Here is a 20,978-nt window from a genome sequence, read left to right as displayed (position 1 = left end):
ACGGCGGCGTCTCAGAAATGGGGGTACACGGGCCTGGGCAAGCCGCGTGGTCTACACCATTGCGTGGTGTAGACCAGTTGTAGCATGGCCGGGGTTAGATAAGGAACCTTCGATTTCCTGTGGTCTGGACCACATCGGGCGAGGCGGGGAGGAAGTCCCCCGGGCGCCGCCCCCGAGCACACCGGAAGGCCCCCGGATCGCAGGATCCGAGGGCCTTCCGAGGGCGGGCTCAAAGCCCCGTCAGGGCCTACGCCTTGGTGTTCTCCGCCTCCATGGCCGCGATCTCCTCGTCGGATTCCCGGCCCGGCGTGGGGATGTTCCACTTGGTGATCGCGAACCGGAAGATCACGTAATAGACGGCGGCGAAGGCGAGGCCGATCGGAATGATCAACCAGGGCTTCGTCGCCAGGTTCCAGTTGAGGATGTAGTCGATCAGGCCGGCCGAGAAGCTGAACCCGTCCTTGACCCCCAGGGCCCAGCTCACCGCCATCGACACACCCGTCAGCAGCGCGTGGATCGCGTACAGCGCCGGGGCCACGAAGAGGAAGGAGTACTCCAGCGGCTCCGTGATGCCCGTGACGAAAGAGGTCAGCGCGACCGACAGCATCAGGCCCCCGACCTCCTTGCGGCGCTGCGGCTTGGCGCAGTGCGTCATCGCCAGGGCCGCCGCCGGCAGGGCGAACATCATGATCGGGAAGAAGCCGGTCAGGAACTGGCCCGCCGTCGGGTCGCCGCTCAGGAACATGTTGATGTCGCCGTGCACCGTCACCCCGTCCGGTTTGGTGTACGAGCCGAACTGGAACCACACCGGCACATTGAGGAACTGGTGCAGGCCGATCACCAGCAGCGCGCGGTTCGCCACGCCGAAGATGCCCGACCCCCAGGAACCCAGGCTCACCAGCCAGTCGGAGAAGCTCTCCAGCCCGTTGCCCACCGGCGGCCAGATCCACAGGCAGAGCGCGGCGAAGCCGATCCCGACGAAGGACATGACGATCGGCACCAGCCGGCGGCCGTTGAAGAAGCCCAGCCAGTCGACCAGCTTCACCCGGTGGTACCGCTGCCAGAACCAGGCGGACAACAGGCCCATGATGATGCCGCCGAACACCCCCGGGTTCTGGTACGTGAACCCGGTGAAGGTGTCGGTCGGTGTCAGGCAGCCGCCCCCGACCTCCCTCGTCAGCGGCGGACAGGGGTCCGGGAAGGCGTGCAGCACCCCCCGGTAGACGAGGAAGCCGGCCGTGGCGGCCAGTGCCGTGGAACCGTCCGCCTTCTTCGCCATGCCGATGGCGACACCGATGCAGAACAGCAGGGGCAGGCCGAGGTCCGGGTCCAGCAGGGCTTCGCCCGCACCCTTCATCACGTTGGCCACGACGGTCCAGTCCAGGCCTTCCGCGCCGAACACATCGGGCTGTCCCAGCCGGGTGATGATGCCCGCCGCGGGCAGGACGGCAATGGGCAGCTGCAGACTGCGCCCCATCTTCTGGAGCCCCTGGAACAAGCCGTTCCACCACTGCTGCCGTGGCGCTGCGGCGGCGCTGCTCGCGCTCATCTCCGTCCTCCCTGACCGGCCCGTTTTGGCAGTTGGGCCACACTGGTGTAGACCAGTTGTGATGCCGTCGCAGATCACCGCCCGGCGGGCGGGTGGCTGTTGATCGTCATCATTCGGCAGCCGGCGGACGCGCGCTCGCGAAGTTGGGCCAACCGTGGGCTACCGTGACAAAGCGGACCAGTTGTGCGGACCCCGTACTCAGGCACTCAGGGAGAACACATGGCCACCAAGGCTGAGAAGATCGTCGCCGGGCTCGGCGGTATCGAGAACATCGAAGAGGTCGAGGGCTGCATCACCCGCCTCCGCACCGAGGTCGTCAACCCCGAGCTCGTCGACGAGGCCGCCCTGAAGGCCGCCGGCGCCCACGGCGTCGTCAAGATGGGCACCGCGATCCAGGTCGTCATCGGCACCGACGCCGACCCGATCGCCGGTGAGATCGAAGACATGATGTGAGCTGAGCCCCCGGCTCACCCCGCACGCGCGACCAGACCCCGTCCGGGACGATCCGGACGGGGTCTTCGCGTGCACCCGCGCAGGCTAGGCTCGGAGCCATGTCTCGCATTGACGGCCGTACGCCCGAACAGCTCCGCCCGGTCACCATCGAACGCGGATGGAGCAAGCACGCAGAGGGCTCCGTCCTCATCTCCTTCGGTGACACCAAGGTCTTCTGCACCGCCTCCTTCACCGAAGGCGTCCCGCGCTGGCGCAAGGGCAGCGGCGAAGGCTGGGTCACCAGCGAATACTCGATGCTGCCCCGCTCCACCAACACCCGCGGCGACCGCGAATCCGTACGCGGCAAGATCGGCGGACGCACCCACGAGATCTCCCGGCTCATCGGGCGCTCCCTGCGTGCCGTCATCGACTACAAGGCACTCGGCGAGAACACCATCGTCCTGGACTGCGACGTCCTCCAGGCCGACGGCGGCACCCGCACCGCCGCCATCACCGGCGCCTACGTCGCCCTCGCCGACGCCGTCGCCTGGGGCCAGTCCAAGAAGCTGATCAAGGCCGGCCGCAAGCCGCTCACCGGCACCGTCGCCGCCGTCAGCGTCGGCATCGTCGACGGCGTCCCGCTCCTCGACCTCTGCTACGAGGAGGACGTCCGCGCCGAGACCGACATGAACGTGGTCTGCACCGGCGACGGCCGCTTCGTCGAGGTCCAGGGCACCGCCGAGGGCGAGCCCTTCGACCGCAAGGAACTCAACGCCCTCCTGGACCTCGCGGCCGGCGGCTGCGCGGACCTGGAGGCCATCCAGCTGCACGCACTGGAAGGCTGATCGCCCCCCGCGGCAACCATGAACCCCGCCGCGGGCGTCCTACCTGGCACGGGTGCACGGTGTTGAAGCCGTGCACCCGTCCACATATTTACGTACTTACTTGCCTGTATATCCGCGTATCCGTACTCGAGGGGGAGCCGTCCCGATGCAGAAGAAGCACCGCGCAGCAGCCATGGCCCTGGCCGCCGTCCTGACCGTCCCCGCGCTCTCCGCCTGCGACGCGATCTCCACCGCCCTGGACTGCGCGAACACCGCCGTTGCCGTCGCGGACGCCGCCAACGACCTCCAGCAGGCCGTCTCCAACGCGGGCAACAGCCCGGAGGACGCGAAGAACGCCCTCAACCAGATAGAGGAAAGCCTCAAGAAGGTCGGCGAGCAGAGCGACAACGCGGACCTGAAGAAGGCCATGGACTCGATGAACACGGCCGTCAAGAACGTCCGCACCGCCATCGAACAGGGCGACGCCACCCCGGACATCAAGCCCGTCGCGGATGCCGCCGCCGAGCTCTCCAAGGTCTGCACCCCCTGACCCCGGCCTCGACCCTGGATAATCGGTGACCATGACCCGCCTGATCCTCGCGACCCGCAACGCGGGCAAAGTCACCGAGCTCCGCGCCATCCTGTCCGACGCCGGCCTGCCGCACGAGCTGGTCGGCGCGGACGCCTACCCCGAGATCCCGGACGTCAAGGAAACCGGCGTCACCTTCGCGGAGAACGCCCTGCTGAAGGCGCACGCCCTCGCCCAGGCCACCGGCCTGCCGGCCGTCGCCGACGACTCCGGGCTCTGCGTGGACGTCCTGAACGGCGCCCCCGGCATCTTCTCGGCCCGCTGGGCCGGCCGCCACGGCGACGACGCCGCGAACCTGTCGCTGCTGCTGGCCCAGCTCTCCGACATCGAGACCCCCCACCGCGGCGCCCACTTCGCCTGCGCCGCAGCCCTCGCCCTCCCGGACGGCACGGAACGCGTGGTCGAGGGCCGCCTCCTGGGCACCCTCCGCCACACCCCGGCGGGCTCGGGCGGCTTCGGGTACGACCCGATCCTCCAGCCGGAGGGGGAGGCGCGGACGTGCGCGGAAATGTCGGCGGCGGAGAAGAATGCGATCTCCCACCGCGGCAAGGCCTTCCGCGCCCTGGTCCCGGTGGTCCGGGAGCTCCTCGGCTGAGGCCCCGTACACGAAGGCCGGTCACACTCTCATCGAGCGTGACCGGCCTTCAATGTGGGCCCGGTGGGACTCGAACCCACGACACACCGGACCTAAACCGGCGCCCTCTGGCCAGCTGGGGTACGGGCCCAATGCTGCCCGCCTACTGTAACGGTCGTGGGGAGGAGGTGGCACGAAGACCTCAACCCTGGCGCTGACGGGTGCCGCCACGGCACCAGGTGCTCGTGGTTGCATGGCAGTTGGGGCACAGTAGTCGGAGGTTTTCCCGACGGTCGTCGCTCCAGTCACCGTTGACGTGGTCGATCTCCAGGGTCATGGAGCGTCCGCACCACTCGGGCGGGGTCCCGCACCGGTCGCAGCGCTCGGGCACGCCGATCGCACGCAGCGCCCGGCGCAGCGTCTTTGTGCTGGTTCGCCGCTGCCTGTCGTGGTGGATGAGCACCTCGTCCGGCGTCTTGGCGGTGGGCGACGGCTTGCCGCGCTGGTGGGCTTGGCCCAGGAAGTGAGCGGTGCTGATCCCCTCGTCCGTGACCCATCTCCGTAGGTACGCGCGCTGGTGGTGATTGTCCGGCCGCCTGAGGCGCCGAAGCGCCTCCGCGAAGGAACTCGACGTGTCCACCGCGCGCCGGAGTTCCGCTGCCGTCGGCCGGGGGAGCCGTTTGGCGGTGGTCATCGCCGGCCCTTGCCCCGGCCTCGGTAGGTGTCCGTCGTCGAGTGGCAGTTGGGGCAGAGGAACCGCAGGTTCTCCCGCCGGTTGTTGCGCCAGTCGCCGTCGATGTGGTCCACCTCCAAGGGGGGCGGATCGCCCTGCCAGACCGCCTCGATGCCGCAGAAGGCGCAGCACTCTTTGGTCCCGACCTCCAGGAGGGCGCGCCTCAGTCGGGAGTTCGGCGTCCTCGCGGCTTGCGGGGAACGGTCGTCGCGGAGGATCTCCTCGGGGGCGCGGCGACGGCCGTTGTTCCGCGTCCGCTCCGTCCGGGTCGGTCCGGTGAAGTGGCTGGTGTCGATCCCGAACGCCTTCACCTTGCGGCTGATGTGGGCGTGATGGCCGCCCACGGCGTCCAAGCCGAGGTGGTGCAGCACCTCGTACATGTTGCGGGAGCCGGCCACGGCCTCTTCGAGGATCTCCTTCGTCCACTTCACCCCCTCCCGTTCGAAGTGGGAGGTAACGACCCCGAGCTTCCGCATGCGGTCATGCACGTATCGCCTCCGCGACCCGCCCCGCGGGTCCACCCCCAGCCTCTCCAGCGCCTCGCTCAGCGTCCGCGACGACCCCGCCGCCTCTGCGAGCCGTTCTCGTGTGTCGTCCGATACGGAACGGCCCGCACCGGTTCGGTGCGGGCCGTTCCATGGGAAGGCGGGGCCGGGGTCAGATGCCCAGGTCCTTGATGATCTTGGCTACGTGGCCCGTCGCCTTGACGTTGTACAGCGCGCGCTCGACCTTGCCCTCCTCGTCCACGATCACCGTGGAGCGGATGACACCCGTCACCGTCTTGCCGTACAGCTTCTTCTCGCCGTACGCGCCGTACGCCTCCAGGACCTCCTTCTCCGGGTCGCCGACCAGCGTGACCTTCAGGTGCTCCTTCTCGCGGAACTTCGCCAGCTTCTCCGACTTGTCCGGGGAGACACCGATCACGTCGTAGCCAGCCGTCGCCAGCACCTCCAGGTTGTCCGTGAAGTCGCAGGCCTGCTTCGTGCAGCCCGGAGTCAGCGCGGCCGGGTAGAAGTAGACGATCACCTTGCGGCCGAGGTGGTCGGCGAGCGAGATCTCGTTGCCGTCCGCGTCGGGCAGGGTGAAGGCCGGGGCGGGGTCGCCGGGCTGGAGTCGCTCGCTCATGTTCACAGTCTCCTCGGGAGGGGATCAGTACCCGACGAGACTAAGCTGACAGACTGTCCATGAAGGACCAGGACCATGCCCACAGACGACCACGGAGGCAGCGCGGTGTCGGACGTCAGGACCCCAGCGCAGATCGAGGCGGACATCGTCCGCCGGCGCGAGCAGCTCGCCGAGACGCTCGACGAGATCGGCGTGCGCGTGCACCCGAAGACGATCATCGGGGATGCCAAGGCCAAGGTCGCCTCGCATGTGGACCATGCCGCCGGCCGGGCCCTCGGCACCGTGAACCGCCTGGTCGCGGAGGTCAAGGGCGGGCTGCGCACCGAAACCGGCGAGCCGCGGCTCGAGCGGATCGTGCCGGTTGCCCTGCTCGCCGTCGGGGTGGTCGGGCTGCTGGCGGTGTCGGCCCGCCGCAAGCGCGGCTGATCCGGGCGGGTAGGTTCACAGACGTGAGCGAGAACCACAACCACGACAAGCTGCCCATCCGCATGCTGCACGACCGGGTGCTCGTGCGGTCCGATTCGCCCGAGGGTGAGCGCCGCTCCGGCGGTGGCATCCTCATTCCGGCCACGGCCGCGGTGGGCAAGCGGCTGGCCTGGGCCGCGGTGGTTGCGGTCGGGCAGAACGTCCGGACCGTGGAGCCCGGTGACCGGGTGCTCTACGACCCCGAGGACCGGGCCGAGGTCGAGGTGCGGGGCGCGACGTACGTCCTCATGCGCGAGCGGGACCTGCACGCGGTGGCCGCGGAGCGGCTGGAGGGGTCCGAGGACTCCACCGGGCTGTACCTGTAGCCCGGCCTGGGCCCGACCTGACAGATGTCCGAAAAGGGCTGGTGATGACCGTCACCAGCCCTTTTGCCTGTTCTTTGCTACGGTGGGGGAGAACCCGACGAGACGCGCCGTACCGGGTCAGGACAAGACGACGCAGCCCGTACTGCTCCCGTCTCGGAGGTTCCTGTCATGGCCTGGGTTCTGCTGCTGCTCGCCGGTCTGATCGAAGTCGGCTGGTCGATCGGCATGAAGTTCACCGAGGGGTTCACCCGGCTCTGGCCGAGCGTGTTCACCGGTGCCGGCATCGTCGCGAGCATGGTGCTGCTGTCGATGGCCGCGAAGACCCTGCCGATCGGTACGGCGTACGGGGTCTGGGTCGGCATCGGCGCGGCCGGGGCGGCGATCCTGGGCATGGTGGTGCTCGGTGAGCCGGTGACCGCCGCGCGGATCTTCTTCATCAGTCTGCTGCTGGTCGCGGTGGTGGGGCTGAAGGCGACCTCGGGTCACTGATCTGCACCCGGATCCTCACCCGGATCCTCATCCGGTTGGGCCGGGCCCCCGGTGGTCGTCGTACCGCCCGGGGCCTGGCCTTCTTCCGTCTGGCCTTCTTCCGGCTGGCCCTCGTCCCTCGTGCCCTCGTCCGTCTGACCCCCGTTCGTCTGGCCGCCGTTGGCCGGGCTTCCGTTCAGCTGCCCGCCCCGGGGCTCGCCGATACCGGTCGTCGGGGCCGGAGCCGGCGGGCGGTCCGGGCGTGGTGGCCGGGCGTGCGGGGGTGGCGGGGGAAGGGGCCGGTCGGCGCCCGGCTGGAGTTCTAGGTCGAAGTCGACGGGGTCCGAGCCTTCCAGCGCCGCCTTCGTGTACGCCGCCCAGATCCGGGCCGGGTAGCCGCCCCCGCTGATCCGGGCCTCGCCGAGGGCCCCGTACAGGGATTGCAGGGTTCCGGTGTCCGGGTCCTGGCCCATCATCGCGACCACGGTCACCAGGTCCGGGGTGTAGGCGGCGAACCACGCCGAGCGGTCCAGCTCGCCGGTGCCGGTCTTGCCGGCGGCCGGGTGGCCGGCGGCCAGCGCGGCCGTGCCGGTGCCGTTGTCCACGACGCTGACCAGCATCGAGGTGGTCGTGTCGGCCGCCTCCCGGCTGATGGCCTGGTGCGGGTCCCGGTTCGGCAGTCCGATGTCGTCCCCGCCCTTGGTGATCTTCTCGACCAGGGTGTACGGGGTGTACCGGCCGTGGTCGGCCAGCGTCGCGTACGCCTGCGCCATGTCGAGGACGGATGCCTGCATGGTGCCCAGTGCCATGGCGGGGCCCGGGTCGAAGTTGGGGGTGTTCGCCGGGATGCCGAGGGCGATCGCGGTGTCCTTGACCTTGAGGGTGCCCACGTCCACGGCCATCTGCGCGAAGACGGCGTTGACGGAGAGGTCGGTGGCGGTGCTGACGGTGATGTCCCCGTAGGAGTCCTGTCCCTCGTTCTCGGGGGCGTAGTGGATCCTGCTGCCGGTGACGGGCCGTTTGTTGTCCCCGTTGTAGAGGGTGTTGGGGGTGATGGGCCGGCCGTCCTGGGTGCGGGAGTCGTTCTCCACGGCGGAGGCGAACACGAACGGCTTGAAGGCGGAGGCGACCTGGTAGTCGTGCCGGGTGGCGTTGTTGACGTACTGCCGGGTGTAGTCGATGCCGCCGTAGAGGGCGACCACCTTTCCGGTGGCGGGGTCGATGGACGCGCCGCCGGCCCGGACCAGCCGGTCCGCGGGCCGGGTCTGCGGCGCCAGTTTGCTCGTCAGTCTGTCGTCCACGGCGTCGACGAAGGCGGTCTGGCGGTGCTTGTCGATGGTGGTGGTGATCCGGTAGCCGCCCTCGGCGAGGGTGGTCTCGTCGAGGATCTTGTTGCCGGTGATGTGGTCCTTCACGGCTTCCACCAGGTAGCCGCGCTGCCCGGACAGGCCCGAGGCCGGCCGGGCCTGCTGCGGTTCGGGGAACCGGGCCGCCGCGCGTTCGGCCGGGGTCAGCCACTGTTGTTTGACCATGCCGTCGAGTACGTAGTTCCAGCGGGCCAGGGCCCGGCCGCGGCTCTGCGGGTGGGTGACCACGTCGAAGGCGGAGGGGGAGTTGAGGAGGGTGGCGAGGTAGGCGCCCTCGGCGGTGGTGAGTCTGCCGACGTCCTTGCCGTAGTACGCCTGGGCGGCGGCCTGGATCCCGTACGCGTTCCGGCCGAAGTAACTGGTGTTCAGGTACCCCTCGAGGATGTAGTCCTTCGATTTCTCGCGGCCGAGTTTGACGGCGATGAAGAACTCGTTGACCTTGCGGCTGATCGTCTGTTCCTGGCCCAGGTAGTAGTTCTTCACATACTGCTGGGTGATGGTCGATCCGGACTGTCTGCCTTTGCCGGTCGCCGTGTTCCAGGCGGCGCGGAGCATCGCCTTGGGGTCCACGGCCCGCTCGGAGTGGAAGTCCCGGTCCTCGGCGGCGAGTACGGCCTCCTGGACGGTCCGCGGGACCTGGGCGAGCGCCACGTTCTGGCGGTTGATCTCGCCGTCGCGGGCGAGGGGTGAACCGTCGGCGTAGAGGTAGACGTTGGACTGGGCGGTGGCGGCGGCATTGGCGGGCGGGATGTCGACCAGCCGGTAGCCGGCGATCAGGGCGCCGCCGAGGAGCAGGGCGAAGAGCAGGACCGCGCCCAGCAGCATGCGCCAGGTGGGGAACAGCCGGCGCCAGCCGGTCCGCTTCCGCTCCCTCTTCTTCTGCTGCCTTCTCTCCCGGTTGGTCTGTGGCCGGCCTGGGGTGGTGTCCGGGTCGCGAGGAGACCAGGCCGGCGGTGGTGACTGGTCGCTCATCTCCGGGACTCCTCGGCGCCGCACGAAATATCCATGTCTGTACCTAGTGGTGTCTACCCGAGAGCGAGTGGTTCCGCTCCGGCCGGGCGTAAATCGGTCGCGTGGCTCGCCCCTCCGCACTAAGCTCGCGCGCTTTCGCCGAAGTGGGAACGACGCAGGAGTTGGGAGAGAAACGGTGCGCCTGACAGTGCGTCCGGCAGCTTCGCTGTACCCGGCCGTGGCGGCCGGGGGATTCCGTCGCTTCGCCACCTACGGGACCGCGACCGCGGCGGGGGTGTTCACCAACACCGTCTTCGGTTTCATCGTCGCGTACACGTACATAGCGCTCTGGGCGGAGCGCCCCGACCTCGGCGGCTACGACCAGGCGGAGGCGCTCACCTTCGTCTGGGTGAGCCAGTCGCTGCTCGCTGCCGGCGCGCTCATCGGCGGCGGCTTCCAGGAGGAGGTCCAGGAGCGGATCCGGACCGGGGACATCGCGGTCGACCTGTACCGGCCCGCCGACCTCCAGATGTGGTGGCTGGCCGCCGATCTCGGCCGTGCCGCCTTCCAGTTGCTGGGCCGCGGGGTGGTGCCGCTGGCCGTCGGGGCGCTCGCCTTCCGGCTGGCGCTGCCCGGCGACCCGTTGCGGTGGCTGCTGTTCGTGGTGTCCGTACTGCTCGCGCTGGTGGTGAGCTTCGCGCTGCGCTACCTGCTCGGGTTGGCCGCGTTCTGGCTGCTGGACGGGCAGGGCGTCAATCTGATGGCCACCGTGGTCTGCATCTTCTTCTCCGGGATGGTGCTGCCGCTGTCGGTGTTCCCGGGCGGGTTCGGGGAGTTGGTCCGGGCGCTGCCCTGGGCGGCGATGCTCCAGGTGCCCCTGGACGTGCTGCTGGGCAAGCACTCCGGGGCGGGGAGCGCGGCCGGGGCGCTGGGCTTCCAGCTCGGCTGGGCGGTCGTCCTGTTGGGGGCCGGGCGGCTGGTGCAGTCGGTCGCGACGCGGAAGGTGGTGGTCCAGGGTGGCTGAGGCGCGCGTGGGGACGGTCGGGGCGTCGCAGACCGCCGGCGGGCCGGCATCGGCATCAGCGGCGGCATCGGAATCGGCATCGCCATCGGCATGGGTGCCGGATCCGCGACGGCCGATGGAGGTGCCGCGGCGCAACCGCGCGGTGGAAGGGCTGCGCGGCTACGGGCTGATCGTGGCGATGTGGATCCGGGCGACGATGACGTACCGGACGTCCTTCCTGCTGGCGACCTTCGGGAACGCCGCGGTCACGCTCCTCGACTTCATCGGCATCTACATCATGTTCCGGCACGTGGACGCACTGGGCGGGTTCTCGCTGCCCGAGATCGCCCTGTTGTACGGGTCCTGCTCGGCCTCGCTGGGCCTGGCCGACCTGCTGCTCGGCAACACCGAACGGATCGGGCAGCGGATCCGGGACGGCTCCCTGGACACGATGCTGGTCCGCCCGGTGCCGGTACTGGCCCAGGTCGCGGCGGACCGGTTCGCGCTGCGCCGGCTCGGCCGGATCGCGCAGGGGCTGGCGGTGCTGGGCTGGGCGGTCTGGGTGCTGGACGTGGACTGGACCCTCGGGCGGATGCTGCTGGTGCCGGTGATGGTGCTGGCCGGGGCGGCGATCTTCGGCGCGGTGCTGGTGGCGGGGGCGGCCTTCCAGTTCATCGCCGGGGACGCGGCCGAGGTGCAGAACTCGTTCACGTACGGCGGCTGCACGATGCTCCAGTACCCGCCGACGATCTTCGCCCAGGACCTGCTGCGCGGGGTGACCTTCGTGGTCCCGCTGGCCTTCGTGAACTGGCTGCCGGCGCTGGAGGTGCTGGGGCGGCCGGATCCGCTGGGGCTGCCCGGCTGGGTGGCGTACCTGAGCCCGGTGGTGGCCTTCCTGGTGTTCGTACCGGCCTCGCTGGCGTGGCGGGCCGGCCTTCGTTCGTATCGCAGTACGGGGAGTTGAGACAGCGGTCGTGAATGCGTTGATCGAGCTGTGCGAGGTCGAGAAGGTCTTCGACGTACGGCGTCGGGCGGGCCTGTTCCGGCGGGAGAAACACCAGGTCAGGGCCGTGGACGGGATCAGTTTCGAGGTCGCGGCCGGGGAGGTGGTCGGCTACATCGGGCCGAACGGCGCCGGGAAGTCGACGACGATCAAGATGCTGACCGGCATCCTGACCCCGAGCGGGGGCCGGCTGCGGGTCGCCGGGATCGATCCGTCGGCGGAGCGGACCCGGCTGGCGAGCCGGATCGGGGTGGTCTTCGGGCAGCGCACCACGCTGTGGTGGGATCTGCCGCTCAAGGACTCGTACCAGCTGATGCGGCGGATGTATCGGGTTCCGGAGGCCAGGTTCCGGGCGAATCTGGAGCGGTGCGTGGAGCGGCTGGACCTGGCCGAGCTGCTCGACGTACCGGTGCGGCAGCTGTCGCTGGGGCAGCGGATGCGCGGGGACATCGCGGCGGCGCTGCTGCACGATCCGGACGTGCTGTACCTGGACGAGCCGACGATCGGGCTGGACGTGGTGAGCAAGGCGAAGGTGCGGGGCTTCCTGCGGCAGCTGAACGAGGAGCTCGGCACGACGGTGCTGCTCACCACCCACGACCTCCAGGACATCGAGCAGCTGTGTGAGCGGGTGATGGTGATCGACCACGGGCGGCTGATGTACGACGGGCCGCTCGGCGGGCTGCATGCGGCCGGGTCGGCGGGGGAGAGCGAGCGCACGCTGGTGGTGGACCTGGAGCGGGAGCTTCCGCCGATTGTGGTGGAGGGTGCGCGGACGGTGAAGGTGGAGGGGCCGCGGCAGTGGCTGGCGTTCCCGGCGACGCAGTCGGCGGCTCCGCTGGTGGCCGCGGTGGCGGCGGCGTACCCGCTGCTCGACCTGTCGGTGCGGGAGCCGGACATCGAGGACGTGATCGCGCGGATGTACGCGGGCCGCGGATAGTCGGCCGCGGATAGTCGGCCGGTTGAGCGGAGAGTAAATAGTGTGACTGGCTAGGCTGTTGCTCATGAGCGATGACAGGCAGCCGGAACTGCCGGAACTGCGGGCTTCGGATGCCGACCGGGAGCGGGTGGTGGAGCGGCTGCGGGACGCGGTCGCCGAGGGCCGGCTCACGATGGAGGAGTTCGAGGAGCGGCTGGAGGCGGCGTACGCGTCCCGGACGTACGCGGAACTGGAACCGCTGACCCGGGACCTGCCGGCGGCGGGGGCCACGGCTCCGCTGGCCGCCGCACCGGCCGCGGGGGCGGCTCCGGCTCCGGCTTCCGCTGCGGGCCTGCCGGCCCGGATCGGCGGGGAGGGCACCTCGACCGCGGCGGTGGCGGTCATGTCCCGGGTGCAGCGGATCGGGCACTGGACGGTGCCTGCGCGGTTCAACGCGGTGGCGTTCTGGGGGCGGGGAGAGCTCGACCTGCGCGAGGCCCGGTTCGCAGAGCGCGAGGTCGTGATCAACTGCGTCGCGGTCATGGGCGGGATCGAGATCATCGTGCCGCCGGGTGTGGAGGTGGACGTCCGGGGCTTCGGCTTCATGGGCGCCTTCGACCAGGGCGACGGCCCGGGCCCGGCGGAGCCGGGGGCACCGCGGGTGGTGGTGACGGGGCTGGCCTTCTGGGGCGCGGTCGAGGTGAAGGTGCGGGCTCCGAAGGCGAGGCCCGGGGGGCCGGGGCTGGAGCGCGGGGAGCCGCGCAAGGAGCTGTAGCTGTAGCTGGTAGGAGCGGTCGTTCCGGCGTGCCGGGAACTCCTGGCGGCTCCCGGGAGTCGGATGCTATGCAGACAAAACCGGCGGCCCCCGGGGGAAGGCAGGAGCACGTGGAACGCACGGCGAAAGCGGGCAATGGCCCGGGCTCGGAGCCGGGCGCCGGCTCGGGGCCCGGCGGCTCGGGGCCAGGCGGCGGCGCCGGGCTGCCGACTGGGCCCGGATCAGGCGGTCCAGCCGGATCCGGCGGTCCAGCGGGCCCAGTCGGCGCGGCGGGTTCAGGCGGCTCAGCCGGTTCGGCGGGCCCCGGCGGTTCGGCCGGTTCGGCGGGCCCTGGCGGTTCAGCGGGTCCAGGCGGTTCGGCCGGTCCAGCCGGTCCAGCGGGTCTAGGCAGTCCCGGCGGATCCTCGGGTCCAGGTGGTCCAGGCGGCTCAGCTGGATCCGGTAGTCCGGCAGGTCCAGGCGGTCCTGGCGGATCAACCGGTGCAGCCGGTCCAGCCGGATCCGGCGGATCGGCGGGCTCCGGCGGATCCGGCGGACGAGCCGGGTCCGGCGCGGCCGGTGCACCGGGCATGCCGGGCCCACAGGGCCCACAAGGCAAGCCAGGCTCGCCCGGCGGGCATGGTGCGGCCGGCGCGTTTCTGTTCAGCGCGGCCGACGAGGAGCGCAGGCGCGGCGTCCGCCGGATGAAGGCCACCGCGACGGGCCTGCTGCTCCTGGTCGCCGTGATCTACGTACTCGCCAAGGTCGCCCAGCACGCCTGGGGCGCCGGCGGCTGGGCCGGCTATGTCGCAGCAGCCGCCGAAGCCGGCATGGTGGGTGCGCTGGCCGACTGGTTCGCGGTCACGGCCCTGTTCCGGCGGCCCCTGGGACTCCCCATCCCGCACACCGCGATCATCCCCACCAAGAAGGACCAGCTGGGCGTCTCGCTGGGCGAGTTCGTCGGCGAGAACTTCCTCTCCTCCGACGTCGTACGCGCCCGCCTGCACGCCCTCGGCATCGGCGGCCGGCTCGGCGCCTGGCTGGCCGAGCCCGCCCACGCCGACCGGGTCACGGCCGAACTCGCGACGGCCCTGCGCGGCGCCCTCACCGTGCTGCGGGACTCCGACGTCCAGGCGGTGGTCGGCGAGGCCATCACGCGGCGGGCCGAGACGGCCGAGATCGCGCCGGGCATCGGCAAGACCCTGGAGCGGGTCGTCGCGGACGGCGGCCACCGGCGGGTGGTCGACCTGGTGTGCGTCAAGGCCCACGACTGGCTGGTGACCCACGCGGACTCGGTGATGGACGCGGTCCAGGGCGGCGCCCCCGGCTGGACCCCGCGCTTCGTGGACCGGAAGGTCGGCGACCGGGTGTACAAGGAACTGCTGCGCTTTGTCACCGAGATGCGGGACATGCCCGAGCATCCGGCGCGCGGGGCCGTCGACCGCTTCCTGACCGACTTCGCGGCGGACCTCCAGGCGGACACCGACACCCGGGTCCGGGTGGAACGGCTGAAGTCCGAGATCCTGGCCCGGGGCGAGGTACAGGACGTCATCGCCTCCGCATGGTCGGCGATCCGCTCGATGATCATCTCGGCGGCCGAGGACGAGCGCAGCGAACTGCGGCTGCGGGTCCGCTCCTCGCTGATGTCCCTGGGGGCGCGGCTGGCCACCGACGGCCGGCTCCAGTCGAAGGTGGAGGGCTGGATCGAGGGTGCGGTGGTGTACGTGGTCACCACCTACCGTGCCGAGATCACCTCGCTGATCACGGACACGGTGGCGGGCTGGGACGCCGAACACACCTCCCGCAAGATCGAGGCCCACATCGGCCGGGACCTGCAGTTCATCCGAATCAACGGCACGGTGGTCGGCGCCCTCGCGGGCCTGCTGATCTACTCGGTGTCCCAGGCGTTCGGCGCGTAGCCGGGGCCGCCCAGGCCGTCTCTTCCGGATCTTGCCTAGCCCGCGCCGCCCGGCACCGCACCTCGCTGCGTTGTCGAGGCGCCCGAGTACGCCCAGTACAAGGGCGCCTCTCCGCCTTGCGATGCACGGCGCCGGACGACGCGGGCTTAACCGGCAAGATCCGAAAGAGACGGCCTAGCCCTGGCAGTCCCGGCCGCCGCGGTCGGCGACCACCCAGGCTGCGGTGGCCACCACGCCCGCGACCCCGAGTACGGCGGGCCAGGCGCCGACCTTCTTGGCCAGCGGGTGGGACCCGGCGAAGCCCGCGACGTACAGGGCGGAGAGGGCGGCCGTGGCCGGGGTACCGGCCCGGCGGTACCACTCCCGTCCGGCCGCTATCCCGGCCGCGCCCAGCACCACCCCGCCCAGGGGGCGCTTACGGGTGAAGCGGGCGACGGCGTACCCGCCGACCAGTCCTGCGGCGGCCACTGCCGAGGTGGGTACCTGCGCCATGATGTCTGTCCCTTCGCCGAATCCATCGGAATCCGTCCATGAATCCGTCCATGGTCCGACTCCCGAGGCTAACGGGAGCGCCGGGCGATCAGTCGGGCTCCCAGCAGACCGAGCACCAGCACCGCCCCGCCGATCGCCGCATCCGGAACCGCCGCCTGCACGGGCGCGGGCAGCAACGCGAGGAGGCCCAGCACGAGCAGGAACACGAAGAGGAATGCGAGCGCGCACGCGCCCAGCATTCCGATGAATCTGTCCACACCCGCTCAACGGCCGCGGGCAGGCACCCGACACGGGCGGATTTGTCGCACACTCGCCGGATCCGTCGATGGTCGGCCGGATGGAACCGGGCAGGCGTAGATTTACTCTCCAAAGGGGAGTAAATCCCCCCACCCATTCCAGGAGCGGCCAACCGTGATCTGCTACGGACCGACCGTCCTCGACCTGTCGGACGAACTGCTCGACACCTACGCCGAGGTGTTCTCCGCCCCGCCGTGGAACGAAGACGAAGAAACCATTCGTCAGTTCGCGACGCGACTGACCGCCGACACCCGCCGGGCCGGCTTCCGGGCCGCCCTCGCCCAGTCCGAGGCCGGCATCGACGGCTTCGCCACCGCCTGGCTGACCAAGGCCCCGTTCCCGACGGTCCGCGGCTACGCCCAGGTCGCCGCGCAGCTTGGCCCGGACCGGGTCCGCGAACTCCTCATCGGCGCCCTGGAGATAGACGAGCTCGCCGTACGCCCGCACGCCCGCGGCCACGGCACCGGCCGCGCCCTGCTCGCCGAGATCACGGCCGATGCACCGGACCGGCGGGCCTGGCTGCTCACCGCCCGCGCGGCGGTGGACACGGTGGCCACCTACCGCCGCCTGGGCTGGCACGAAGTACCGCCGCTGCCCGGCACGGAGAACGGCGTGGTGGTCTTCCTTTCCCCGGACCACCCCTCGGCCCCCAAGACCCCCAAGACCCCCAAGGCGACCAAGAACCGCCGCACGACCGTGGTGGTCTGACGACGCGGCTACGCCCGCCCCCGCCCGGGCATACAGCCCGCATGATCACGCGCATCGCCCACCGCCAACTGAACCTCGCCACCGCCCACCAGCTCCGCCGGGCCGGCATCCCGTCGGCCACCATCGCCGGCCGCACCCGGCGCGCCTCCGGGCCCTGGCAACGCCTGCTGCCCCGGGTCTACCTCCTCCAGACCGGCCCGCCCGACCCGCGCCAACGGGCCCTGGCCGCCGTCCTGTACGCCGCCCAGCCCGGCGCCGACCCGCTGTCCGGCGGCACCGCGGCCCTCACCGGCGGAGCCGCCCTCGCCCTGCTCGGCGTACGCGACGCCCCACCGGCCCCGCACGACGTCCTGATCCGCGCCCCCCGCACCCTGGCCCGCACCGCCGGGGTCCGCCCGCTGGCCACCCGCCGCTGGCCGGCCACGATCACCGTCTCCGGTATCCCGAGCGCCCGCCCGCTCCGCGCCGCGGCCGACTTCGCCGCCCGGGCCGAGGACCCGGACCTGGTCCGCTCGGTGCTGGCGGGCGTGGTCCAGTCGGGCTGGTGCCACCCGGCCGACCTGCACGCCGAACTCCGCACGGCCCGCCTCCTGAACCGCCCCGCGGCCCGCGCAGCCGCCGCCGAACTCCTGGCCGGCACCCGCTCCCTCGCCGAAGCCCAGGCCCGCGAGACCCTGGCGGCAACGGACCTCCCCGCCCCGCTGTGGAACGCCCGCCTCTACACCCCGGACGGCACCTTCCTGGCCAGCCCGGACGCGTACTGGCCGGACCAGGGCGTGGCCCTGGAGATCGACTCGGCCGAGTACCACTACACCCGCGACTCCTGGCACGCCACCCTCCACCGCCGCCTCCGCCTCGAAGCCCACGGCATCCTGGTGGTCTCCACGACCCCCTCAATCCTCCGCAACACCCCCCAAGAGGTAACCCAGGCCCTCCACACCCTCCTCACCCTGGCATCCACCCGCCCGACCCCACCCACGGCAACAGCCCGCGGCCACCAGCAGCTGGCCCTTCCGCTGTAGGTGGCGAAAAGGAGCTATCTGAGAGCGATCAAGGACGTTTAGGGTGTGCCGATGAAGGCAGAGCGGGTCATTGGACACATTGAAGGCGTTGTGCCCGGCAGAAGGCTTCGACGGCGCAAGGACGTCTTCGCCGCTTCCTTGCACGGCGATATGCAGCGGGGCATCTCACAACTGAAGGACGCGGATGGCGCGCACGTCTCGGACGCTATCGTCCTCAACGGTGGCTACATAGACGATGACGACGAATGGCATCGCATCATCTATACCGGGGCCTCGCCCCAGGTCGAACGGGACCCTACGACCAAGGCCCTGACGAAGAGCCAGCGCTGGGACTACCGGGACAACGCAGCGCTGAGGCGCAGCTACGACCGCGGGCACCCGATCCGCATCCTTCGAGGCTCCGAGGGCGATCGCCGCTATTCACCGAGCGACGGCTACCGCTACGACGGCCTGTATGCGATCACGGCGGTTCGTACGGCCCTCTCCAAAGTCCCTAGCCTGACGGGTGAGCCCATCCAGATCTGCCAGTTCGAGCTGGAGCGGCTGCCGACGCCGGCGCAGGAGCTCACGCCATTGGAGATCACTGCCGCCGAGGCCTTCGGTTTCGGAGACGAGGAGAAGTTCCCGGCCACGCGGACCACGCAGGTCCAGCGCATGGTCCGAGACGCAGCCGCCGCTCGTCGCATCAAGGACCTCTACGGAGGACAGTGCCAGACCTGCGGGATACGGCTGACGGGTGCGGACGCTAAGCCGTACAGCGAAGGCGCGCACCTGAAGCCGCTGGCTGCGCCGCACCGAGGGCCCGACGTCGAGCGGAACATCCTTTGCCTGTGCCCGAACTGCCACGTGCGCCTCGACCTCGGTGTCATCTCCTTCACCGATGACTGGTCGGTGATCGAGCGCAGGCCCGAGGGCACGGCGCCCACCACACTGCCCAAACTCCTGCTGAAGAAGGGGCACGGCCTTCACTCCTCCTACGCCCGCTACCAGCGCGAGTGGTGGGACAAGCTCTGGAGTGACTCCGCCGGAGAGTAGCCGCGCCCCCGTCTTCCTGCTCCCGGCCGGCCTACCCGCGTCCAGGCTCGCCGTGGCATGCGGCGTACGCCTTGCCCGAGGTGCACCAGCAGGGGGCTGTGGGGGAGGGGGGCCAGGGGGTGGCCTTGCCGCGGGCGGCGAGGGTGGTGGCGTATTCCGCGAGGAGGGACGGGGAGGCCGGGGAGGTCTTCTCCGAGGCGGCGAAGGCCTCGTACGAGGGAACGCTCGCGGTGACGATGCCGAGGTTGTGGGTGCCCGAGGCGGCCAGGGCGCGGAGGGAGGACTCGATGCCGGCCAGGTGGACCGCGTGGGACGGGTACTCCGTGGACAGGGTCGGGTAGGCGGTGAGGAGTTCCGCCAGTTCGGCCGCGGGCCAGTGGAGGAGGGCCACCGGGAAGGGGCGGGAGAGGGCGGCCCGGCGGTCGCCGAGTTCGGCGCGGAGGCGGGCGATCTCGGCGCGGAGCTCGGCCGGGTCGTCGGAGCCCAGGGCCCAGATGCGCTTGGGGTCGTGGAGCTCGTCCAGCGGGACGGGGCCGGTGTGGCGGGTGTCGGCGACCATGTCCCAGTCGTCGTGCGGGAGCCCGAGGAGCCGGCGGACCCGGTGCCGGCCGGTGAGGAGGGCGGTGGTGGCCGGGGTGAGCGGGGTGTCCTCCGAGATGAGCAGCGTCGCCGCCTCCGTGAAGCACTCCTCGGAGGCCGTCAACTCGTCGTGGGCCTCCAGGGTTTCGGCGATCACCTCCCACGGGGCCGGGTCGGCGGGCGAGGCCGCGCGGATGCCGGAGATCAGGGCGCGGGCCTCGGCCTCGTGGCCGTACTCCCACAGGTTCGCGGCCTGGAGGGCCTTGATCAGGTGGGGGTTGGCGGGGGAGGCGGAGAGGAGCTGGTCGTAGAGGCTGCTCGCCCGGTCCCGTGCGTCGGCCAGCTCGAGGTGGGCCGCGGCCTGCAGGAGCAAGGGCTCCTGGTCCTCGGGGTAGCGGGTCGCCGTGCGGATCAGGCGCTCGGCTTCGGCGATGTGCTCGGCAGGCGTGTCGGGGCGCATGGATCACACGGTACTGCTGCTGGTCAGTTGACGGGGGAGGACCTAGGGTGCCGGCCGTGAGAGATCGCATTCCGGTGGTGGTTCAGGGGCGGTGGCGCGGGCTGCTGGCCCGGGGACTGTGGGGTGCGGCCGAGTTGACGGTCACCGTGGGGGTGATCGTGATGTTGCTGGTGGTGCATCAGGTGTGGTGGACCAATCGGCAGGCGGTCGCCGGGGCCCGGGAGCAGGTGGCGGCGCTGGAGGAGCAGTGGGCGGCACGGCCCGTAGCCGAGCCGTCCGGGGACAGTGCCGGGGGCGGTCTTCCCTCTGGTGACGGTGTTGATGGTGGGCAGGTGGCTGGTGGTGCGGCTGATGGCGAGGTGGTTCCGTCCGGTGCGCCGCCGGTGAGCTTGGCTCCGTCGGCCGGTGGGTCTGTCCGGCCTCGGCCGGGCGGGTCGGAGCGGGCGTACGCCGTGCTGCGCATTCCGCGGCTGGGGGTGGTGGTGCCCGTCGCGCAGGGGGTGAGCCGGCGAGGGGTGCTCGACAAGGGGTATGTGGGGCACTACCCGGGGACCGGACGGCCGGGTGCGCAGGGGAACTTCGCGCTGGCCGGGCACCGGAACACGCATGGCGAACCGTTCCGCTACATCAACCGGCTGCGGGCGGGTGATGAGTTGATTGTTGATGTGAAGGGGCAGCGGTTTGTTTACGTGGTGGGGAAGACGCTGGACGAGACCTCCGAGCGGGACACCGGAGTGATTGCCGCGGTGCCGCGGAGCGCGGTCCGGCCCGAGTACGGGTACAGCGAGCCGGGCGCGTACATCACCTTGACCACCTGCACGCCCGAGTACACCTCCAAGTACCGCCTGGTGGTGTGGGGGACGCTCAGGTCGACCGAGCGGAGATGACCCCGTTGTCGGTGGCGCGGGCTACTATCGAAGGCACGATCGAAGACGCGATCGAAGACGGGGATGGAAGCGGAGAGAGAGAGGGGGGGTGGATGCGCGAGTGGATGCGTGCCTTGGTGGCGCGGGTCGGGCCGGTGGCCGTGCTCCTCGCGTGGGGGCTGGCCGGAGTGGCCGCCGCCGTCCTCGGTGAGGGTGGTCTCGCCTCCGCCGTGACCTTCGCGGCCACCGCTGCCGTGAGCGCCGCCGTCCTCGGCTGCGCCGCCCTGATGGCGCGCAGCGCCTCGCCCGTGCCGCCCACCCGAATACGCACCGCGATCCGTGATCGCGAGCAGCGTACGGCGTTCCTGCCGCAGCGTGATCCCGATGCCTCGGGCCGGTCGCGGCCCAGGGCTCCCGGCCGTCCGTCTTTGACGGCCGCGTAGGGGTTCGCTCCGCATCACCGCACCTCGTTGTTCCGCGCGCCCCTTGTGGCTCGTCACGCCGAAATTCCATCTTTCGGT

General features: G+C 70.8%; 25 protein-coding genes, 1 tRNA gene and 1 riboswitch. Of the genes, 17 read left to right on the top strand and 9 right to left on the bottom strand.

All coding sequences use genetic code 11. The features are described from left to right. Window positions 1–247: 247 nt before the first annotated feature. Entirely contained in the window at window positions 248–1,549 is a 1,302-nt protein-coding gene (locus ABT123_RS14095; RefSeq protein ID WP_351313093.1) for a PTS transporter subunit EIIC, read from the bottom strand. A gap of 183 nt (window positions 1,550–1,732) precedes the next feature. On the opposite strand from ABT123_RS14095, the gene ABT123_RS14090 reads away from it, so the two are divergent. The 4 genes from ABT123_RS14090 to rdgB all read left to right on the top strand — a co-directional run bounded on the left by ABT123_RS14090 (window position 1,733) and on the right by rdgB (window position 3,989). Beyond that, window positions 1,733–2,002, top strand: coding sequence for a PTS sugar transporter subunit IIB (locus ABT123_RS14090; protein WP_351313091.1), 270 nt, complete (start codon window positions 1,733–1,735; stop codon window positions 2,000–2,002). A gap of 98 nt (window positions 2,003–2,100) precedes the next feature. Continuing rightward, the gene (gene rph / locus ABT123_RS14085) at window positions 2,101–2,826 is read left to right on the top strand and encodes a ribonuclease PH (protein ID WP_351313089.1); all 726 of its coding nucleotides are present in this window, start codon (window positions 2,101–2,103) and stop codon (window positions 2,824–2,826) included. A gap of 145 nt (window positions 2,827–2,971) precedes the next feature. Continuing rightward, entirely contained in the window at window positions 2,972–3,355 is a 384-nt protein-coding gene (locus ABT123_RS14080) for a hypothetical protein (protein ID WP_351313088.1), read from the top strand. 31 nt (window positions 3,356–3,386) lie between these two features. Then, the gene (gene rdgB / locus ABT123_RS14075) at window positions 3,387–3,989 is read left to right on the top strand and encodes an RdgB/HAM1 family non-canonical purine NTP pyrophosphatase (RefSeq protein WP_351313087.1); all 603 of its coding nucleotides are present in this window, start codon (window positions 3,387–3,389) and stop codon (window positions 3,987–3,989) included. A gap of 55 nt (window positions 3,990–4,044) precedes the next feature. On the opposite strand, the gene ABT123_RS14070 is transcribed toward rdgB, so the two are convergent. From ABT123_RS14070 to bcp, 4 genes are all read right to left on the bottom strand, one after another. Continuing rightward, window positions 4,045–4,119: transfer RNA gene (locus tag ABT123_RS14070), tRNA-Leu, on the bottom strand. 51 nt (window positions 4,120–4,170) lie between these two features. Continuing rightward, complete coding sequence (locus ABT123_RS14065) at window positions 4,171–4,662, bottom strand: HNH endonuclease (protein ID WP_351313085.1); 492 nt, start codon at window positions 4,660–4,662, stop codon at window positions 4,171–4,173. Then, window positions 4,659–5,189, bottom strand: coding sequence for an HNH endonuclease signature motif containing protein (locus tag ABT123_RS14060; protein ID WP_351313083.1), 531 nt, complete (start codon window positions 5,187–5,189; stop codon window positions 4,659–4,661). The genes ABT123_RS14065 and ABT123_RS14060 overlap by 4 nt, the downstream gene beginning before the upstream one ends. Before the next feature lie 169 nt (window positions 5,190–5,358). Beyond that, entirely contained in the window at window positions 5,359–5,826 is a 468-nt protein-coding gene (gene bcp / locus ABT123_RS14055) for a thioredoxin-dependent thiol peroxidase (RefSeq protein ID WP_351313081.1), read from the bottom strand. A gap of 75 nt (window positions 5,827–5,901) precedes the next feature. Between bcp and ABT123_RS14050 the strand changes: the two genes are divergently transcribed. The 3 genes from ABT123_RS14050 (at window position 5,902) to ABT123_RS14040 (ending at window position 7,106) form a co-directional block, all read left to right on the top strand. After that, window positions 5,902–6,252, top strand: coding sequence for a DUF3618 domain-containing protein (locus ABT123_RS14050; RefSeq protein ID WP_351313079.1), 351 nt, complete (start codon window positions 5,902–5,904; stop codon window positions 6,250–6,252). A 23-nt stretch (window positions 6,253–6,275) separates the two neighbouring features. After that, window positions 6,276–6,617: a GroES family chaperonin gene (locus ABT123_RS14045; RefSeq protein ID WP_351313077.1), complete on the top strand. Its 342-nt coding sequence runs from the start codon at window positions 6,276–6,278 to the stop codon at window positions 6,615–6,617. Between the two features lie 72 nt (window positions 6,618–6,689). Beyond that, a riboswitch (guanidine-III (ykkC-III) riboswitch) is annotated at window positions 6,690–6,754 on the top strand. A gap of 31 nt (window positions 6,755–6,785) precedes the next feature. Beyond that, window positions 6,786–7,106, top strand: coding sequence for a DMT family transporter (locus ABT123_RS14040; protein ID WP_351313075.1), 321 nt, complete (start codon window positions 6,786–6,788; stop codon window positions 7,104–7,106). On the opposite strand, the gene ABT123_RS14035 is transcribed toward ABT123_RS14040, so the two are convergent. Next, window positions 7,100–9,424: a transglycosylase domain-containing protein gene (locus ABT123_RS14035; protein WP_502970950.1), complete on the bottom strand. Its 2,325-nt coding sequence runs from the start codon at window positions 9,422–9,424 to the stop codon at window positions 7,100–7,102. The two genes, ABT123_RS14040 and ABT123_RS14035, sit on opposite strands and share 7 nt — an antisense overlap. 175 nt (window positions 9,425–9,599) lie before the next feature. On the opposite strand from ABT123_RS14035, the gene ABT123_RS14030 reads away from it, so the two are divergent. From ABT123_RS14030 to ABT123_RS14010, 5 genes are all read left to right on the top strand, one after another. After that, window positions 9,600–10,427, top strand: coding sequence for an ABC transporter permease (locus ABT123_RS14030; protein ID WP_351313073.1), 828 nt, complete (start codon window positions 9,600–9,602; stop codon window positions 10,425–10,427). Window positions 10,428–10,542: 115 nt separating this feature from the next. Continuing rightward, window positions 10,543–11,370, top strand: a complete 828-nt coding sequence (locus ABT123_RS14025; RefSeq protein ID WP_351313071.1) for an ABC transporter permease — start codon at window positions 10,543–10,545, stop codon at window positions 11,368–11,370. 10 nt (window positions 11,371–11,380) lie between these two features. Then, complete coding sequence (locus ABT123_RS14020) at window positions 11,381–12,346, top strand: ABC transporter ATP-binding protein (RefSeq protein WP_351313069.1); 966 nt, start codon at window positions 11,381–11,383, stop codon at window positions 12,344–12,346. Between the two features lie 64 nt (window positions 12,347–12,410). Beyond that, window positions 12,411–13,100 carry a DUF1707 SHOCT-like domain-containing protein gene (locus tag ABT123_RS14015; protein ID WP_351313068.1) on the top strand — a complete coding sequence of 230 codons (690 nt, stop codon included), beginning with the start codon at window positions 12,411–12,413 and terminating at the stop codon, window positions 13,098–13,100. Window positions 13,101–13,669: 569 nt separating this feature from the next. Next, window positions 13,670–14,998 carry a DUF445 family protein gene (locus ABT123_RS14010; protein WP_351313066.1) on the top strand — a complete coding sequence of 443 codons (1,329 nt, stop codon included), beginning with the start codon at window positions 13,670–13,672 and terminating at the stop codon, window positions 14,996–14,998. 174 nt (window positions 14,999–15,172) lie between these two features. Here ABT123_RS14010 and ABT123_RS14005 read toward each other — a convergent pair whose 3' ends face one another. Further along, window positions 15,173–15,490, bottom strand: coding sequence for a hypothetical protein (locus ABT123_RS14005; RefSeq protein WP_351313064.1), 318 nt, complete (start codon window positions 15,488–15,490; stop codon window positions 15,173–15,175). 68 nt (window positions 15,491–15,558) lie between these two features. Further along, window positions 15,559–15,747 (bottom strand): hypothetical protein, encoded by a 189-nt coding sequence (locus tag ABT123_RS14000; RefSeq protein ID WP_351313062.1) that lies wholly within the window; start codon window positions 15,745–15,747, stop codon window positions 15,559–15,561. A gap of 154 nt (window positions 15,748–15,901) precedes the next feature. Between ABT123_RS14000 and ABT123_RS13995 the strand changes: the two genes are divergently transcribed. Genes ABT123_RS13995 through ABT123_RS13985 form a run of 3 tightly spaced genes read left to right on the top strand, consistent with a single transcriptional unit; the run spans window position 15,902 to window position 18,552 of the window. Beyond that, the gene (locus tag ABT123_RS13995) at window positions 15,902–16,495 is read left to right on the top strand and encodes a GNAT family N-acetyltransferase (RefSeq protein ID WP_351313061.1); all 594 of its coding nucleotides are present in this window, start codon (window positions 15,902–15,904) and stop codon (window positions 16,493–16,495) included. Between the two features lie 41 nt (window positions 16,496–16,536). Next, the gene (locus ABT123_RS13990) at window positions 16,537–17,517 is read left to right on the top strand and encodes a hypothetical protein (protein WP_351313060.1); all 981 of its coding nucleotides are present in this window, start codon (window positions 16,537–16,539) and stop codon (window positions 17,515–17,517) included. A 51-nt stretch (window positions 17,518–17,568) separates the two neighbouring features. Next, complete coding sequence (locus ABT123_RS13985; RefSeq protein WP_351313058.1) at window positions 17,569–18,552, top strand: YDG/SRA domain-containing protein; 984 nt, start codon at window positions 17,569–17,571, stop codon at window positions 18,550–18,552. Between the two features lie 31 nt (window positions 18,553–18,583). Here the strand turns inward: ABT123_RS13985 and ABT123_RS13980 are convergent, their stop codons facing one another. Continuing rightward, window positions 18,584–19,591 carry an SEC-C metal-binding domain-containing protein gene (locus tag ABT123_RS13980; RefSeq protein WP_351313056.1) on the bottom strand — a complete coding sequence of 336 codons (1,008 nt, stop codon included), beginning with the start codon at window positions 19,589–19,591 and terminating at the stop codon, window positions 18,584–18,586. A gap of 56 nt (window positions 19,592–19,647) precedes the next feature. Between ABT123_RS13980 and ABT123_RS13975 the strand changes: the two genes are divergently transcribed. Next, entirely contained in the window at window positions 19,648–20,478 is an 831-nt protein-coding gene (locus ABT123_RS13975; protein WP_351313054.1) for a class E sortase, read from the top strand. Between the two features lie 92 nt (window positions 20,479–20,570). Continuing rightward, a complete protein-coding gene (locus ABT123_RS13970; RefSeq protein WP_351313052.1) occupies window positions 20,571–20,900 on the top strand; it encodes a DUF6412 domain-containing protein in 330 nt (109 codons plus the stop codon). Window positions 20,901–20,978: the final 78 nt, after the last annotated feature.

The sequence above is a fragment of the Streptomyces sp. NPDC002054 genome (assembly GCF_040296685.1).
In the GTDB taxonomy this organism is placed as follows: domain Bacteria; phylum Actinomycetota; class Actinomycetes; order Streptomycetales; family Streptomycetaceae; genus Streptomyces.
The sequence above is the reverse complement of the archived record's forward strand: the minus strand, read 5'-3'. Positions and strand labels throughout refer to the sequence as shown.